Origin of the sequence: Marvinbryantia sp. (assembly GCF_047017445.1) — a bacterium.
Classification (GTDB): domain Bacteria; phylum Bacillota; class Clostridia; order Lachnospirales; family Lachnospiraceae; genus Marvinbryantia.
Map to the genome: position 1 here is coordinate 140545 of NZ_JBKXTT010000007.1, position 16257 is coordinate 156801.

Consider the following 16257-nt stretch of genomic DNA (forward strand, 5'->3'; position numbering starts at 1 on the left):
ATATTATTACAATTTTTACGGGAGGTTTTCATGAAGAAGGTACTTTTTGTGGCATCGGAGGGTGTTCCGTTTATCAAGACCGGCGGATTGGCAGATGTAGTGGGTTCTCTGCCGAAATATCTCAGCAAGGAAGAGTTTGACGTGCGTGTGATTCTTCCGAAATACCTGTGTATGCGCGAGGATTTAAAAGAGAGTCTGAATTATGTGTCTCATTTTTATATGGATCTTGGCTGGAGAAGCCAGTATGTGGGAATCCTGGAGACGGTGTACGACGGCATCCAGTTCTATTTTATCGACAACGAATACTACTTTGCGGGCATGAAGCCGTATGGAAATATTTATGAGGATATCGAGAAATTTGCATTTTTCTCGAAGGCGGCGCTGTCGGCGCTTCCGGTGATCGGCTTCCAGCCGGATATCGTGCACTGCCACGACTGGCAGACCGGACTGATCCCGGTATTTTTAAAGGATAAGTTCCGTGAGGGCGAGTTCTTCGCAAACATGAAGTCGATCATGACGATACACAACCTGAAATTCCAGGGCGTGTGGGATATGAACACCGTGAAAAACATCACGGGACTGCCGGATTATTACTTCACGCCGGACAAGCTGGAGGCATACGGAGACGCAAACTATCTCAAGGGCGGTCTGGTATATGCCGATGCGCTCACCACGGTAAGCCCGACGTATGCAGAGGAAATCAAGACGCCGTTCTACGGGGAAAATCTGGACGGTCTGATGAAGGCGCGTGCGCATGATCTGCGCGGCATCGTAAATGGGATCGATTATGAGGAATATAATCCGGAAACAGACAAAATGATCACGGCGAATTATAATGCGCGCAATTTCCGCAAGGAAAAGGTGAAAAATAAGATTGCTCTGCAGAAGGAGCTGGGACTTGCGCAGAACGAAAAAACGTTTATGATTGGTATCGTTTCCCGTCTGACTGACCAGAAGGGCTTCGATCTCATCAATTATATGATGGAAGAAATGTGCCAGCAGGATTGGCAGATCGTGGCGCTCGGCACCGGCGAGGAGCGCTATGAGAATATGTTCCGTCATTTTGCGTGGAAGTATCCGGACAAGGTGTCGGCAAATATTTACTACTCTGAGGCAATGTCTCACAAGGTATATGCGGCCTGTGATGCGTTCCTTATGCCGTCGCTCTTTGAGCCGTGCGGTCTGAGCCAGCTTATGAGCCTGCGGTACGGCACGCTCCCGATCGTGCGCGAGACGGGCGGGCTGAAGGATACTGTGGAACCGTACAACGAGTACGAGGGCACCGGCACCGGCTTTAGTTTCCGAAATTACAATGCGCATGAAATGTACAACACCATACGTTATGCCCATTCTGTTTATGTGGACAAGAGACGTGAGTGGAACAGGCTGATCGACCGTGCGATGGCGGCGGACTTTTCCTGGAAGGCATCGGCGGATCAGTACGCGGAGCTGTATAACTGGTTGTAAAAAATAAAATATGAATAGAAAACCCTCCTTGGAGACATACTGGTAAAGTAACGATATGTTGACAAGGAGGGCTTTTTTATGGCAGAATTATCAGAACTTGATTTGCAGAACCTGCGCCATCTGATCGGCGGATTTTCCACCACACACTGTAAAATGACGGCGTATGCTTCTCAGGCAACCGACCCGGCAGTAAAGCAGTTTTTCCAGAAATCCGCGCAGAGCGCGATGGAATCTAAGCAGCAGCTTATGGGATTTTTACAGTAGGAGGGAAGCAAACATGGACGAGAAAACAATGGTATCCGATACTCTTGCAGGTATCAACGGCGAATTAGTGCGCTACGGCGAGATGATCCCGCAGACAGAAAACAAAGAGCTGAAACAGACGCTCAAACAGATCCGCAACCAGTGCGAGATGTCCCAGGAGGAGATCTATCAGATCGCGCGGAGCAAGCAGTATTATGTTCCGGCGGCAAAGGCGACCGCAGAAGAGGTTGCGCACGTAAAATCCATTCTGACACAGATGGGCTAAGCTGGGGCGACTGTCCGGAGCTGGGTACTGTTCACGCCAGCCTTAAATACCTGCTGCGACGCGAAGTTGGTCCGGTGGGTTTGAGGCGTGAGAACGTGATTCAGGTGCAAGTATGACACATCCGTTTCTGAAAGACGGGGAACGGCGGAATATGACACAGGTTTCCCTTGCTTATTACGGAAATCTGTGTCATACTGTACATAGGGAAAGAAACTTTGCAAAAAAGGGGGTCGTGGCTAAAATGAAGAAAAAAACAGGGGTGTTTCTGGCATTGTTTTTGCTGCTTGCACTGCTTCCGGCGATGACTGTAAACGCGGGCTTTCGCAGGGTAAGGGTGAAGGAGAACGGAACGTACCGTTATTACTACCGGTACTATACGTCGAAAACAAAGTATTTAAAGGGAACGAAAACATCAAATAAAGCGGCGGCGTACAGGCGCTGGGTATTTAAAAATATTAAGAAAAATGGAAAAACGTATACATATTGTTTCGATGAAAACGGTTATATGCAGGTGGGCTGGAAGAAGCTGACTACGAAAGCGGCGAAGGGCGTCTGGTACTGGTATTACTTTGACAACAGCGGACGGATGCTGAAAAATCGCACGAAAAACGGGCATTATCTGCAGAGCAATGGCAGGATGCTCACCAACGGCTGGCACGGCAGCACCTATTATGGCGATGACGGAAGTGCTGTGGCGGGCTACCGCGCGGACGTAAAAAACGGCTTTAAAAAGACGAAAAAAGGCACAAAATACAGGCAGGCGGACGGCACCTATGCTCAGAAAAAGTGGGTGTGCATCAAGGACAGCCAGGGGAAATATTACTGGTACTATTTCTATAGCAGCGGCTATATGGCCCAAAATACCTGGGTGGGTTCGCGTCATGTGGACAAAAACGGACGGATGGATCAACGGAAATGAAGATTGACAGTGGGCAGGAAAGCTTAAAGGTTTTCCTGCCTGCTTTTTTGCGTGGATTATGATATTTGGGAAATTTTTGCGGGCGCTGTCATACTGCTTCTGCCAGACTTTTGCGGATACTGCGCACTGCAAGCAGAAATGTGACAAGCTGATTGATGAGCATACCGGCGAAGAAGCCGCTGATGCCAAATACCGGGATCGCAAAGACAATGAAGGCGATGCGGATGGCGACGCCGGTGAGGTTGTGTACCAGTACCTGCGAGGTTTTGCCAAGCCCGTTCAGGATCGCAAAGAGAGCCGGATTTAAGTACATCAGCGGGCAGATCCAGGCGAGCGCGCGGATGAAGGAGCCGGCAAGCTCATTGTTAAAGAGCAGGTTTCCGGCAAAATCGCCGAGGAAAAAGAAGCCGAGAAAACACACAAGTCCGAGCGCGAGGCAGGACAGGCAGAGCTTGCGGATGGCGGCGGTAATGGCGGACAGCTTTCCGCAGGCCTGTGCCTCCGAGATGACCGGCAGCAGCATGGTGCAGAGCGAGGAGGTCAGCGCCGACGGGAACAGGATCAGCGGCAGCGCCATGCCGGTGAGCACGCCGTAGACGCTCAGGGCGGAAGAGGCGGTAAGCCCGGAGAGCCGCAGCTGCAGCGGGATAAGCAGCGCCTCGATGCTTTGCAGGACATTGACAAGCACGCGGTTTAAGGTGAGCGGCACCGAGATCATAAGGAGCTCGCCTGCGTAGTGCGCGGTGGAGTGCACTGGTTTCGGGAGCGGCGGCTGCGCGGCGAAATGGATCGTCAGAGCCGTAGCGGAAAAAAGCGCGGCAAAAAATTCCTCCAGTATGATGCTGTAGACAGCGATGGCGGGCGTGACAGCGATCCCCTTCTCCGTCCAGATGCGGCAGAGCAGCACGACGCTGCCAAGGCGCACCAGATGCTCCAGTATCTCGGAAATCGCGGGTATTTTTGCCTGTTTCAGCCCATAATAATAGCCGTTGATGCATGCGTGAAGGGAACCGAAGGGAACCGCGTAGGCGAGCAGGCGCAGAAGCTCTGAGCTGCGCGGCTCTTTGACAAAATTTTCCGCGAGAAAGCCGTGGAAATGCAGCAGCAGGAAGGACACGCACAGGGACAGGGCGAGGGAGAGCGCCATGCCGATGTGGAAGATTCTGCGCGCCCCGCCGCGGTCGCCGGAGGCGGTTTTGGCGGAGACAAACCGCGAGATCGTGGTCTGGATGCCGGACACGGTGAGCGAAAAGGACAGCGCATAAAGCGGAAAAATAAGCTGGTAAATTCCCAGCCCCTCTGCACCGATCGCGCGCGAGAGGAATATTCTATAAAAAAAGCCGATAATGCGCCCGATAAGCCCGGCGGCGGTTAAAAGGGCGGCTCCCTTTAAGACGGTATGTTTTTGAGGCATGTGAGTATCATCCCCTGCAATTATTCTTCAGCGTTTTCCAGGAACATGTGCACTCACCCGGAGCGACGGTGAAGAGTAATCTTTTTTTGCAATATATGTCAAGAAGTACCTTGACAGAACCGGAAATGGGTGCTATATTCTTTTTTGAAGAAATCCGAGTGATTTAGTCGGGTTTAAAAAATAAAAGGATTGAAGGTGGCAGCGTGAAACTTTCCACAAAGGGCAGATATGGGCTGCGCGCGTTAATCGATCTGGCTCTGCACTGCGAACAGGAGGCGGTTCCCATCAGCAGCGTGGCGGCGCGGCAGAAGATATCAGAGAGCTATCTGGAGCAGCTTTTCGGAAAGCTGCGAAAGGCGGGACTGATCGTCAGCGAGCGCGGCGCGCAGGGCGGTTACCGGCTGGCAAAACCGGCGGAGGAGATTTCCGTGGGCGATATCCTGCGGGCGCTGGAGGGCAATCTGGACGCCGTGGAGTGTCCGGGGCTGAAGGAAGATGCCGGATGCGAGGGCGCAGACTTCTGCGTGACAAAGTATGTGTGGCAGAGGATCAATGACAGTATAACAGAGGCTGTGGATGAAATAATGCTGGACCAACTGGTCCGTGAGAGCAGAAAGGCACAGTGCAAAAGCGGCTATGTTGCCGCACAATGTGAGAATTGAGGTGGAGAATATGAAAAAAGTAATTTATCTGGATAATGCGGCGACCACAAAGACGGCGCCGGAGGTTGTGGAGGCGATGCTTCCGTATTTCACAGAGTTTTATGGAAACGCGTCTACCATCTATGAGCTTGGCGGAAACAGCAAAAAGGCAATGAATGAAGCGCGGGAGACGATCGCGCATATTCTGGGCGCGCAGGAAAATGAAATTTATTTCACGGCGGGCGGCTCGGAATCCGATAACTGGGCGCTGAAGGCAACGGCGGAGGCGTACCGCGCAAAAGGCAACCATATCATTACCTCCAGGATCGAGCATCATGCGATCCTGCATACCTGCGAGTATCTGGAGAAAAACGGATTTGAAGTCACGTATGTGGATGTGGATGAGAACGGAAAGATTAAGTTAGACCAGTTGAAAAAAGCGATCCGTCCGACTACCATCCTGATTTCCGTGATGTTTGCAAACAACGAGATCGGAACCATCCAGCCGATCAAGGAGATCGGCGAGATCGCGCATGAGCATGGCATCCTGTTCCATACGGACGCGGTGCAGGCGTTCGGACAGCTTCCGATCAATGTAGATGAGTGCCATATTGATATGCTGAGCGCCAGCGGGCACAAGCTGAACGGACCGAAGGGGATCGGTTTTCTCTACATCCGCAAGGGCGTGAAGATCCGTTCGTTTATCCACGGCGGAGCGCAGGAGCGTAAGCGCCGCGCGGGTACGGAGAATATTCCGGGTATCGTGGGACTTGGGGTAGCGGCAAAGCGCGCAGCGGATTCCATGCCGGAGCGCACCGCGAAAGAGATCGAGCTGCGCGACCATCTGATCGACCGCGTGCTGAAGGAAATCCCCTACACACGTCTGAACGGCGACCGAAACGATCGTCTCCCGAACAACGCAAACTTCAGCTTTCAGTTTATCGAGGGTGAATCTATGCTGATCATGCTGGATATGGAGGGCATCTGTGGCTCCAGCGGCTCTGCGTGCACATCGGGAAGCCTCGATCCGTCGCATGTGCTGCTTGCGATCGGACTTCCGCACGAGATCGCACACGGCTCTCTGCGTCTGACGTTAAGCGAGGAGACCACGCTGGAGGATATTGATTTTACGGTAGATACGATCAAAAAGATTGTCGAGAGACTGCGCGGCATGTCTCCGTTATATGAAGATTTTGTGAAAAAACAGGCGGCGAAATAGACCTGTTCCGGATGAAGGAGGAAGAAAAATGTACAGTGAAAAAGTAATGGATCATTTCCAGAACCCGAGAAATATGGGTGAGATTGAGAACGCCAGCGGCGTGGGAACCGTGGGCAATGCAAAATGCGGCGATATCATGCGCATGTACCTGGATATCGATGACAACGGCATTATCCAGGATGTAAAATTTAAAACGTTCGGATGCGGCGCTGCTGTGGCAACCAGCAGCATGGCAACCGAGCTGGTAAAGGGCAAAAATATCCAGGAGGCGCTGCAGGTAACGAATAAAGCGGTTATGGAGGCGCTGGACGGGCTTCCGCCTGTGAAGGTACACTGTTCTCTGCTCGCCGAGGAAGCGATCCACGCGGCACTCTGGGATTACGCGGAAAAGCATGGCATTAAGATCGAAGGTCTGCAGAAGCCGAAATCCGATATCCACGAGGGTGAAGAGGACGAGGCGGAAGAGTATTAAGACAGCAGGAACCACAGGTATCCCGCGGAAAAAAATTGGACAGGCAGGATATTATATATGAAGAAAAAGGTGGTTGTGGGAATGTCGGGCGGCGTCGATTCGTCGGTGGCAGCGTGGCTTTTGAAGGAGCAGGGCTACGACGTGGTTGGCGTGACAATGCAGATCTGGCAGGATGAGGAAGAGCAGACGCAGGAGGAGAATGGCGGCTGCTGCGGGCTAAGCGCCGTGGAAGATGCGCGGCGCGTGGCGCAGACGCTGGAAATTCCCTACTATGTGATGAATTTCAAGGCAGAATTTAAGGAAAAGGTGATGGATTACTTCGCAGAGGAATATCTGTGCGGTCGGACACCGAATCCCTGCATCGCCTGCAACCGTTATGTGAAGTGGGAGGCGCTTCTGCAGAGAAGTCTGTCGATCGGTGCGGACTACATCGCGACCGGACATTACGCGCGCATCCGGCAGCTTCCGAACGGAAGGTACACCATCTGCCGTTCGGCAACCGCCGCGAAGGATCAGACCTACGCGCTTTATAATCTCACGCAGGAGCAGCTTACGCATACCCTGATGCCGGTAGGAGAGTACACAAAAGAAGAAATCCGTGCGATCGCGGAAAGGATCGGGCTGCGCGTGGCAAACAAGCCGGACAGCCAGGAAATCTGTTTTGTGCCGGACGACGATTACGCCGCTTTTATCGAGGATTATACCGGCAGGAAGCTGCCCGCCGGAAATTTTGTGACGGCGGACGGCAGGGTGCTCGGACAGCACCGCGGCATCACACATTATACGATCGGACAACGGCGCGGCCTGCAGCTTCCGATGGGGCACCGCGTGTTCGTGACGGAAATCCGTCCGGACACGAACGAGGTGGTGGTCGGCGAAAATGAGGAGCTGTTTAAGCGGCATCTGACTGCCAACAGGCTGAATTTTATGGCGGTTCCGGGCATCGACGGGGAGCGGCGCGTGACGGCGAAGATCCGCTACAATCATAAGGGCGCTCCCGCAGTCATCCGCATGACGGGCGCGGACACGATCGAATGCGTGTTTGACGAACCGCAGCGGGCGGCGACGCCGGGGCAGGCAGTTGTTTTTTACGACGGAGAAAATGTGCTTGGAGGGGGAACCATCTTATGAGTATTTTGACAGATTGTCATCTGCACAGCAGCTTTTCGGCGGATTCGGAAGCGCCGATGGAGAGCATGATAGAAAAAGGGCTGCAGCTTGGGCTGACCGCGATGTGCTTTACGGAGCATATGGATCACGGAATGCTGGATAACGGCGTTTCCTTTGAAGTGGATACCGCCGCATACCGGGAGGGCTTCCTAAAGCTGAAGGAAAAATACCGCGGAAAGATCGAGCTTCTGTTCGGCATCGAGCTGGGGCTGGAGGCGCAGTATGCGGATTTTTTGAATGAATATTCTCATGCCTGGGATTTCGATTTTATCATCGGATCCTCCCACACGGTAGAGGGTAAGGACCCGTATTTTGCTGATTTTTATGAGGGGCGCACGGAGGAAGAGGCATACCGGACATATTTCGAGACGATTCCCAAAAATCTGGCGGCGTTCTCCAATGTAGATACGTATGGGCACCTCGATTATGTGGTGCGTTATGGCCCGAACAAAAACCGCGAATATTCTTATGAGAAATACCGGGATGTGCTGGATGCAGCACTAAAAGCGCTTATTGAGCACGGCGTCGGGCTGGAGATCAATTCTGCCGGGTATAAGCAAGGACTGTGCGCACCGAATCCATGTATGGATATCGTAAAGGCGTACCGGCGGCTGGGCGGCGAGATCGTTACCATCGGCTCGGACGCGCATGCTCCGGAATGGATCACCGGGGAGTTTGGGCGCGTGCGCGAACTGCTCCTGGAGTGCGGCTTCCGTTATTACGCCGTTTTCCGCGAAAGAAAACCATATTTTTTAAGTTTATGAAAAATATGTTTTTAAGTTTATGAAAAATATGTCTTGAATTTTTGGGACAAATTGGGTAGAATGTTAATAAGGTTGACGTTTCTTTAACAAACATTGGAAACGGTAACATTCTGTGCGTATGCGCAGGCAAAAATATTACATTTATATTTTTAGGAGGAATTGCGATTATGGCAGTAAAAGTAGCAATCAATGGTTTTGGCCGTATCGGTCGTCTGGCATTCAGACAGATGTTTGGTGCTGAAGGTTATGAAGTAGTGGCTATCAACGATTTGACAAGCCCGAAGATGCTGGCTCACCTTCTGAAGTATGATTCTTCTCAGGGTAAATATGAACTGGCTGACAAGGTTTCTGCTGGTGAAGATTCCATCACAGTTGATGGCACAGAAATCAAAATCTACGCTATGGCTGACGCATCCCAGCTTCCGTGGGGCGAGCTTGGAGTAGACGTTGTTCTGGAGTGCACAGGCTTCTATACCTCCAAGGCAAAAGCTGAAGCTCACATCAAAGCTGGCGCTCGCAAGGTTGTTATTTCTGCTCCGGCTGGAAACGACCTTCCGACTATCGTTTACAATGTAAACCACGAGACACTGAAAGCGGAAGATACTGTTATCTCCGCAGCTTCCTGCACAACAAACTGCCTGGCTCCGATGGCAAAGGCTCTGAATGACTATATGCCGATCGAATCCGGTATCATGTGCACAATCCACGCTTACACAGGCGACCAGATGATCCTGGATGGTCCGCAGAGAAAAGGCGACCTCAGAAGAAGCCGTGCAGGTGCGGTAAATATCGTTCCGAACAGCACAGGCGCTGCAAAGGCTATCGGTCTGGTTATTCCGGAACTGAATGGCAAGCTCATCGGCGCTGCTCAGCGTGTTCCGACCCCGACAGGTTCCACCACGATCCTGAACGCAGTTGTTAAGGGACAGGCTACCGTTGAGGGTATCAACGCAGCTATGAAGGCAGCAGCTACCGAGTCCTTCGGTTACAACACAGATGAGATCGTATCCAGCGATATCGTTGGTATGAGATTCGGTTCTCTGTTCGATGCTACCCAGACTATGGTAGTAAATCTGGCAGACGGCACATCCCAGGTACAGGTTGTTTCCTGGTATGACAACGAGAACTCTTACGTAAGCCAGATGGTTCGCACGATCAAATACTTCAGCGAGCTGGCATAAGAGCATTTTATCAAGACCTATCAGAGGTCCGGTCTTAGGACCGGACCTCGTTTCATAATGAAACAAAAATGGTTTCTATAATAATGGAGGTTTTTAAATCATGGGATTAAATAAGAAATCTGTTGATGATATCAACGCAAAGGGCAAACGCGTCCTGGTTAGATGCGATTTCAACGTACCGCTGAAAAATGGCGAGATCACAGACGAAACACGTATTGTTGCGGCGCTGCCTACTATCCAGAAGCTGATCAACGACGGCGGCAAGGTTATCCTCTGCTCTCACCTTGGCAAGGTAAAGAACGGTCCGAATGAGGGAGAATCCCTGGCTCCGGTGGCAAAGAGACTTTCCGAGAAGCTTGGCAAAGAGGTTGTATTTGTTTCTGATTACAACGTAACCGGCGAGGCTGCAACAAAGGCAGTTTCCGAGATGAAGGACGGCGATGTGGTTCTTCTGCAGAATACCCGTTTCCGCGGAAAAGAAGAGACAAAGAACGGCGAGGAATTCAGCAAGGAGCTGGCTGACCTGGCAGACCTTTACGTATGCGACGCATTCGGCTCTTCCCACAGAGCACACGCTTCTGTTGCAGGCGTAACCAAATTCATCACCGAAAAGGGCGGCGAGAATGTTGTCGGCTATCTGATGCAGAAGGAGATCAACTTCCTTGGAAACGCAGTAGAAAACCCGGTAAGACCGTTCGTAGCGATCCTCGGCGGCGCAAAGGTTGCAGACAAGCTGAACGTTATCTCCAACCTGCTTGAAAAATGCGACACCCTCATCATCGGCGGCGGCATGGCTTACACCTTCCTCAAAGCAAAAGGATACGAGGTTGGAACCTCTCTGGTAGACGACGAGAAGCTTGACTACTGCAGGGAAATGATGGAAAAGGCAGAGAAGCTCGGCAAGAAGCTGCTTCTTCCGGTTGATACCACCATTGCAAAAGAATTCCCGAACCCGATCGATGCAGAGATCGAGGTATCCGTTGTAGACTCCAATGCAATCCCGGCTGATATGATGGGACTTGATATCGGAACAAAGACAGCAGAGCTTTATGCAGACGCTGTAAAATCCGCAAAGACCGTTGTATGGAACGGACCGATGGGCGTATTCGAGAACCCGATCCTTGCAAAAGGAACCATCGCAGTTGCAAAATCCCTTGCTGAGACAGACGCAACCACCATCATCGGCGGCGGAGATTCCGCAGCGGCAGTCAACCAGCTTGGCTTCGGCGACAAGATGAGCCACATTTCCACAGGCGGCGGCGCTTCCCTCGAATTCCTCGAAGGAAAAGAGCTTCCGGGCGTAGCAGCAGCAGACGATAAGTAGGCCGAAAGCAGCTTAGCGCGAGGCCGTTCCCGAACCTTAACGACGCCGAAAGCAACTTAGTGAAAACGAGCTGTAAGCGAAGTTTGAACTTAGTGCGAGGCGGTTCTGTGAGATTAATGAGTCTGAGCCGCAGGCGAAAGACGAATTTAGCGAACAGAACTTCTGCAGGGAACATACCCGTCTGGCATATAGAATATTTTATCTAAGGAGAGAATACGATCATGGCAAGAAAGAAAATCATCGCCGGAAACTGGAAAATGAACATGACTCCGAGCGAAGCAGTAGCACTTGTAAATACCTTAAAGCCGCTGGTAGCAAACGACGAGGTTGACGTTGTTTTCTGTGTTCCGGCAATCGACATCATCCCGGTTATGGAAGCTGCAAAGGGTTCCAACATCCAGGTTGGCGCGGAGAATATGTATTTCGAGGAAAAAGGCGCTTATACGGGCGAGATTTCCCCGAACATGCTGACAGATGTCGGCGTAAAATACGTTGTTCTTGGTCACTCTGAGAGACGTGAGTATTTCGCAGAGACCTCCGAGACTGTAAACAAGAAAATGCTGAAAGCATTCGAGCATGGCATCACGCCGATCATGTGCTGCGGCGAGTCTCTGGAGCAGAGAGAGCAGGGCATCACGATGGACTGGATCCGTCAGCAGGTGAAGGTTGGCTTCTTAAACGTAACCGCAGAGCAGGCTAAGACAGCCGTTATCGCTTACGAGCCGATCTGGGCGATCGGAACCGGTAAGACTGCAACTACCGAGCAGGCTCAGGAAGTCTGCAAGGGCATCCGCGACTGCATCGCTGAAATTTACGATGAGGCAACCGCAGAAGCGATCCGCATCCAGTACGGCGGATCTGTAAATGCGGCAACCGCTCCGGAGCTGTTTGCACAGCCGGATATCGACGGCGGTCTGGTAGGCGGCGCTGCGCTGAAACCGGATTTCGGCAAGATCGTAAACTACAACAAATAAGCGCGGGCATCAAAAAGCCTCAAAAACAAATATCTATAAACAAAACGCTATGCAGAAGGTTTGCCGGATGCATAGCGTTTTGTTTGCGGCTGCCATGCACCCGAAGGGAGCTGCCGGTGACAGGTCCTGTAGGTGATGAAGCTTTTACCGGGATATTCGCTGAAGGAGGGTGCTTATCTGTCGCCTAAACATTGCAGGGCAGGACGCCCTTTGCGCTTCGGATAATTTGGATTTTACATCATAAACTCCATTTTTTTCTGTTAAGCAAAGGGCGATTGCACATTGATTTTTCCAGGCGATATTTGTATAATAGCAATCATAAAGCGCGAAAAAGCACGAGGGCGTGCCGGTTGGCGCTTTTCCTTGACAAAATGGAAAGAGAGAGGCGGATGATTATGAAGATGAAAAATGTATGCAGAACACTGTTTGGCGCAGCGATGTCCCTGTCGCTGGCGCTTGGAATGATGACGGGAGCAGGTGCGGAGGAGAAAAAGGTGCTCAAGGTTGCGATGGAGTGCGGTTATGCTCCGTACAACTGGACGCAGTCCGATGATTCCAACGGCGCGGTGCCGATTTCCGGCAGCCCGGACTACGCTTATGGCTATGATGTTATGATGGCAAAGCATATCTGCGAGGAGCTTGGTTACGATCTGGAGATCGTAAAGCTGGACTGGGATTCCCTGGTACCGGCAGTGCAGGCAGGCACGGTTGACTGTGTGATCGCGGGACAGTCGATCACCTCCGAGCGTCTGCAGTCGGTAGATTTTTCCGAGCCGTATTATTTTGCGACGATCGTCACACTGGTAAGGAGTGATAACGCTTACGCGCAGGCGAAGGGCGTTGCGGATTTAAAGGGCGCTACCTGCACCTCTCAGATCAATACGATCTGGTATGACCTGTGCCTGCCGCAGATCGAGGAGGCAAACATCCTTCCGGCGCACGAATCTGTTCCGCAGATGCTGGTTGCACTGAACAGCGGAGCATGTGATATTGTAGTAACTGACCAGCCGACCGGCATGGCGGCGTGCGTGGCATATCCGGATTTCACGATGCTGGATTTTGCGGGCACGGACGATGACTTTGAGGTATCCGATGAAGAGATCAACATCGGTATTTCCATGCAGAAGGGCAACACGGAGCTGAAGGAAGCGATCGACAGCGTGCTGAGCGAGATGACGGCGGATGATTTCACAGAGATGATGGATGAAGCGATCGCGGTGCAGCCGCTTGCGCAGTAAGACAGATAGGAGATAATTATGACCAGTTTACCTGCTGACTTTTTTGGCAGAATCCTGTTTTTACTGGAGCGTTACGGCGGTTCTTTCCTGAGGGGCGCCGGGGTGACGATGGCGATCGCGCTTGTCGGCACGTTCATCGGCTGTATCATCGGCTTTGCGGTGGGCGTTGTACAGACGATTCCGATTACGAAGCGGGATGCGCTTCCCAAAAGAATTTTTCTGAAGGCTGTTAAAGTGATTTTGAGCGCCTACGTGGAAATTTTCCGCGGCACCCCGATGATGGTGCAGGCGATGTTCATTTACTATGGCTCGCAGTCGCTCTTTCATATCAATATGTCGATGTGGTTTGCCGCTTACTTTATTGTTTCAATCAATACGGGCGCATATATGGCGGAGACTGTCCGCGGCGGTATTCTCTCGATCGATCCGGGGCAGACGGAGGGCGCGAAGGCGATTGGCATGACGCATTTTCAGACGATGACAAGCGTGATCCTGCCGCAGGCGCTGCGCAATATCATGCCGCAGATCGGCAACAACCTGATCATCAATATCAAGGATACCTGCGTGCTTTCGATCATTGGCACGGTGGAGCTGTTTTTTGCGGCGAAGGGCGTTGCGGGAACCTTCTATACTTATTTTGAGGCATTCACGATTGCGATGGTCATTTATTTTGTGCTGACGTTTACCTGCTCACGCATTCTGCGCTGGGCGGAGCACAAGATGGACGGACCGGACAATTATGACCTTGCAAATCTGGATACGCTCACTCAGACGAGCGGTATGTATCCTTTTAAAAAGAGGGGGACAGGCGATGAGTGAAGCGATTATACAGGTAAATCACCTTGGTAAGGAATTTGGCAGCCACTCGGTTCTGCGCGACATTGATTTTTCCGTGCATCCGCAGGACGTTACCAGCATTATCGGACCGTCCGGTTCGGGAAAATCAACGCTGCTGCGCTGCATTAATATGCTGGAGATCCCCAGTACGGGCGCTATCCTTTACCACGGGAAGGATATCACTGACCGCGGGGTAAATGTAGAAGCGTACCGCGCGAAGGTCGGCATGGTGTTCCAGAATTTTAATTTGTTCAACAATAAGACGGTGCTCGGAAACTGCATGGTCGGACAGACGCGTGTCCTGAAAAAGAGTAAGGAGGAGGCGCGCCGGAAGGCGATCTTTTACCTGGAGAAGGTGGGAATGGCGGAGTATATCAACGCGAAGCCACGCCAGCTCTCCGGAGGGCAGAAGCAGCGTGTGGCGATCGCGAGAGCGCTTGCGATGGAGCCGGAGGTGCTTTTGTTTGACGAGCCGACGTCGGCACTCGATCCGCAGATGGTCGGAGAGGTGCTGCAGGTAATGCGCCAGCTTGTAAAAGAGGGCTTGACGATGATCATCGTCACACATGAGATGGCGTTCGCAAAGGATGTGTCGAAGAATGTGATCTTTATGACCGACGGTGTGATCGAGGAGCAGGGAACACCGACGGAGATCTTTGAGAATCCGACAAGCGAAAGGACGAGAGAATTTTTAAGCAGATTCCGTAATTCATAAAAAGAGATCCGGTGAGAGCCGGATTTCTTTTTTTGAGCAGCCTGATAAAGGAAATGCCCGCTGTCCTGGACAGGGAAAACGGGCATTATGTGAGAATGGGATGAATTTACAGCGCGGTAACGCGGATTTTTACAACAACCTTGCGGATTTCCTCCGGTTGTCCCTCACAGACACAGGGGCGGTGGATATCTTCCGGGAAGAAGATGCTGAAGCATCCGGGTGTAGAGATGACAAAGCTTTCTTTATTTACCTCGCCGTAGAAGTAGACGTCAGAGCCTTCCGGGTGCTCGATTGGCTGATATTTTCCGGTGTCATTTACAAAGCCAAGTTTTTCGGTACCGGAAACGACATATTGCACGTCAATGTACTCCTTATGGGATTCGGGACGGACCTCTTCCTTCGGCTTTGTGGTTGCGTCCATGAGGGTAGCGAAAATGTCGTCGCCCTGGATTTCAAAGCGCCCCGGCTCCATTGCGGTGAAATCATGGTCCTTCAGAAAATCCAGCGCCTTCTGAATGCCCTTCGGGTAGCAGAGACTCTCGGTTGCTGTGTAGATGGATGAAAAAATCATGGGGTGTTCCTCCTTTGTATGGTTATTTTATTCCTGCGTGGCTTTTGACTTTCAGTGTTCGCAGGTACACCTTCTGCTCTTCTGTGATGCGGTAGCTCTCGATCGCTTTCTGGATCGCTTTATTGTGCGTCCAGGGATCCAGCATCCGCTGCTGAAAATAGGGAAGGATTGCGTCGTACTGCTTGGCGAGTGCCGTGGCGAAGTACCAGGCGATCATCATGTTTACGTAATATTCTTCGGAGCGGACGGCTGCAACCAGAGCAGGGTATTCGGACTGAAACTGTTCGTCCAGATAAAAGCGCATCAGCGTCCCGATACCGAAACGGATAGTGTATGTCTGACCGGAGGCGATCCACTGTTTGATTTTTTCAAAAAGCTCCTGCGGATATTTTTTAAATATTTTCGGGGCTATGAGGTCGCAGGTTGCCCAGTTATCTACATAGGGAAGAAAGGCATCCAGCGCAGTGATCGTCTGGTCGAAATCCTTCATGCTCTCGATCAGAAAGCCGTGCAGGTTGTTTTCCTCGTAGTAGGTGTGCGGCAGAATTTCCAGAAATGCCGCCGCATCCCCGGTTTTTATAAATTCCTTTGCAAATTTGCGAAGCTGCGGGGTGCGGATGCCGATAATCCGGTCGGGATCGATGGTCGGCATCAGACGGCTTTGAAAAGCCTTGTATTCCAAATCCTGCATCCCAAACAGGGCGGTTTGGACGCGTTTTTCAAGAGTATCCATGGGTATGCTCCTTTGTCTGTTTTTTACATCGGGATTTCGTACGCTGATGTGCAGGCACAGCGAAAAGCCCGGCTTTTTCCTGATATCTA

18 protein-coding genes are annotated in these 16257 nt (G+C 51.7%); 15 read left to right on the forward strand and 3 right to left on the reverse strand.

Translation table 11 applies throughout. From position 1 onward, the window contains the following. The first annotated feature begins 30 nt into the window (after positions 1-30). From glgA to ACLU9Q_RS09955, 4 genes are all read left to right on the forward strand, one after another. Positions 31-1467 (forward strand): glycogen synthase GlgA, encoded by a 1437-nt coding sequence (glgA, locus tag ACLU9Q_RS09940; RefSeq protein WP_412625155.1) that lies wholly within the window; start codon positions 31-33, stop codon positions 1465-1467. A 78-nt stretch (positions 1468-1545) separates the two neighbouring features. Beyond that, on the forward strand, positions 1546-1731 hold the full coding sequence (locus tag ACLU9Q_RS09945; protein ID WP_296835911.1) for a hypothetical protein: 186 nt from the start codon (positions 1546-1548) through the stop codon (positions 1729-1731). A gap of 13 nt (positions 1732-1744) precedes the next feature. Beyond that, positions 1745-1996, forward strand: coding sequence for a spore coat protein (locus ACLU9Q_RS09950; protein ID WP_296835908.1), 252 nt, complete (start codon positions 1745-1747; stop codon positions 1994-1996). Between the two features lie 241 nt (positions 1997-2237). Continuing rightward, positions 2238-2915, forward strand: coding sequence for a hypothetical protein (locus tag ACLU9Q_RS09955; RefSeq protein WP_296835904.1), 678 nt, complete (start codon positions 2238-2240; stop codon positions 2913-2915). Positions 2916-3003: 88 nt separating this feature from the next. On the opposite strand, the gene ACLU9Q_RS09960 is transcribed toward ACLU9Q_RS09955, so the two are convergent. After that, a complete protein-coding gene (locus ACLU9Q_RS09960) occupies positions 3004-4329 on the reverse strand; it encodes a polysaccharide biosynthesis protein (RefSeq protein WP_302592850.1) in 1326 nt (441 codons plus the stop codon). A gap of 203 nt (positions 4330-4532) precedes the next feature. On the opposite strand from ACLU9Q_RS09960, the gene ACLU9Q_RS09965 reads away from it, so the two are divergent. The 11 genes from ACLU9Q_RS09965 to ACLU9Q_RS10015 all read left to right on the forward strand — a co-directional run bounded on the left by ACLU9Q_RS09965 (position 4533) and on the right by ACLU9Q_RS10015 (position 14864). Continuing rightward, positions 4533-4991 (forward strand): RrF2 family transcriptional regulator, encoded by a 459-nt coding sequence (locus tag ACLU9Q_RS09965; protein ID WP_302592851.1) that lies wholly within the window; start codon positions 4533-4535, stop codon positions 4989-4991. Positions 4992-5001: 10 nt separating this feature from the next. After that, a complete protein-coding gene (nifS, locus tag ACLU9Q_RS09970; protein WP_302592852.1) occupies positions 5002-6189 on the forward strand; it encodes a cysteine desulfurase NifS in 1188 nt (395 codons plus the stop codon). 28 nt (positions 6190-6217) lie between these two features. Then, a complete protein-coding gene (gene nifU, locus ACLU9Q_RS09975; protein WP_296835892.1) occupies positions 6218-6661 on the forward strand; it encodes a Fe-S cluster assembly scaffold protein NifU in 444 nt (147 codons plus the stop codon). A 57-nt stretch (positions 6662-6718) separates the two neighbouring features. Beyond that, positions 6719-7792, forward strand: coding sequence for a tRNA 2-thiouridine(34) synthase MnmA (mnmA, locus tag ACLU9Q_RS09980; RefSeq protein ID WP_302592853.1), 1074 nt, complete (start codon positions 6719-6721; stop codon positions 7790-7792). Further along, the gene (locus tag ACLU9Q_RS09985) at positions 7789-8595 is read left to right on the forward strand and encodes a histidinol-phosphatase HisJ family protein (RefSeq protein WP_302592854.1); all 807 of its coding nucleotides are present in this window, start codon (positions 7789-7791) and stop codon (positions 8593-8595) included. The genes mnmA and ACLU9Q_RS09985 overlap by 4 nt, the downstream gene beginning before the upstream one ends. Before the next feature lie 167 nt (positions 8596-8762). Beyond that, positions 8763-9776, forward strand: coding sequence for a type I glyceraldehyde-3-phosphate dehydrogenase (gene gap / locus ACLU9Q_RS09990; RefSeq protein WP_296839460.1), 1014 nt, complete (start codon positions 8763-8765; stop codon positions 9774-9776). Between the two features lie 100 nt (positions 9777-9876). Beyond that, positions 9877-11100: a phosphoglycerate kinase gene (locus ACLU9Q_RS09995; protein ID WP_296839463.1), complete on the forward strand. Its 1224-nt coding sequence runs from the start codon at positions 9877-9879 to the stop codon at positions 11098-11100. A gap of 221 nt (positions 11101-11321) precedes the next feature. Then, positions 11322-12074, forward strand: coding sequence for a triose-phosphate isomerase (gene tpiA, locus ACLU9Q_RS10000; protein WP_296839466.1), 753 nt, complete (start codon positions 11322-11324; stop codon positions 12072-12074). Between the two features lie 437 nt (positions 12075-12511). After that, positions 12512-13312, forward strand: a complete 801-nt coding sequence (locus tag ACLU9Q_RS10005) for a transporter substrate-binding domain-containing protein (protein WP_296839490.1) — start codon at positions 12512-12514, stop codon at positions 13310-13312. 18 nt (positions 13313-13330) lie between these two features. Continuing rightward, positions 13331-14131: an amino acid ABC transporter permease gene (locus ACLU9Q_RS10010; RefSeq protein WP_296839469.1), complete on the forward strand. Its 801-nt coding sequence runs from the start codon at positions 13331-13333 to the stop codon at positions 14129-14131. After that, complete coding sequence (locus ACLU9Q_RS10015) at positions 14124-14864, forward strand: amino acid ABC transporter ATP-binding protein (RefSeq protein WP_296839472.1); 741 nt, start codon at positions 14124-14126, stop codon at positions 14862-14864. The genes ACLU9Q_RS10010 and ACLU9Q_RS10015 overlap by 8 nt, the downstream gene beginning before the upstream one ends. Before the next feature lie 106 nt (positions 14865-14970). Here the strand turns inward: ACLU9Q_RS10015 and ACLU9Q_RS10020 are convergent, their stop codons facing one another. Both ACLU9Q_RS10020 and ACLU9Q_RS10025 read right to left on the reverse strand, forming a co-directional pair. Then, a complete protein-coding gene (locus tag ACLU9Q_RS10020; RefSeq protein WP_412625156.1) occupies positions 14971-15435 on the reverse strand; it encodes a YhcH/YjgK/YiaL family protein in 465 nt (154 codons plus the stop codon). A gap of 22 nt (positions 15436-15457) precedes the next feature. Next, positions 15458-16168 (reverse strand): DNA alkylation repair protein, encoded by a 711-nt coding sequence (locus ACLU9Q_RS10025; RefSeq protein ID WP_412625157.1) that lies wholly within the window; start codon positions 16166-16168, stop codon positions 15458-15460. Positions 16169-16257: the final 89 nt, after the last annotated feature.